The organism is Dellaglioa sp. CoH-56-MRSF-13, assembly GCF_056782095.1.
The window spans coordinates 1-453 of record NZ_JBXAYC010000061.1 but is presented as its reverse complement, the minus strand read 5'-3'; the positions used below and the strand labels follow the sequence as shown (position 1 = coordinate 453).

2 protein-coding genes are annotated in these 453 nt (G+C 55.0%); both read right to left on the bottom strand.

Features of this window, described 5'->3' with window-relative positions:
• A partial coding sequence (locus AC1RP1_RS07885) for a hypothetical protein (protein WP_481762704.1) occupies nucleotides 1-249 on the bottom strand: 249 nt, incomplete at its 3' end.
• Nucleotides 249-453: hypothetical protein (locus tag AC1RP1_RS07880; protein ID WP_251679883.1), on the bottom strand; the 205-nt coding region annotated here is incomplete at its 5' end. The genes AC1RP1_RS07885 and AC1RP1_RS07880, both read right to left, overlap by 1 nt.

The window sequence follows — 453 nt, the reverse complement described above, 5'->3', positions numbered from 1 at the left end:
AATCTCAACTAGCCGGGCACGCGCGCTCAGGTCGTTGGACGTGGCTTCGAGAAGCGACTTCGGGCTGAACTGCTTACGCCCGTGCAGCGACCGCGATGTGCGGTTGGCCATCAGGCCCATGGCTTCGGCCTGATCACGCTCGATCTTCAGCTTCTCGCGCACGCCCTTGACCACGAGCCGAAACTTCTTGTAGTTAGGGTCTTCTTTGATGTCGGACAAGAATAGTTCGAGATCAGATTCTTCAGCCATTACAAAACTCCCTTTGCGCGCATGCAGTCCTTGAGGATCATGCCAAGAACACAAACTGCCACAGCGCCTGCCATAAACCCAGCAATAGCCTTCGGTGCAGCCCCTACAAGTTCGGTATCTTTTCGTGTGGCAAACCACGCCACAACCCAACCGCCAACTGCCATAGCGAGCATGAGTAGCAGATTGAACGCCAATGCTATTAGC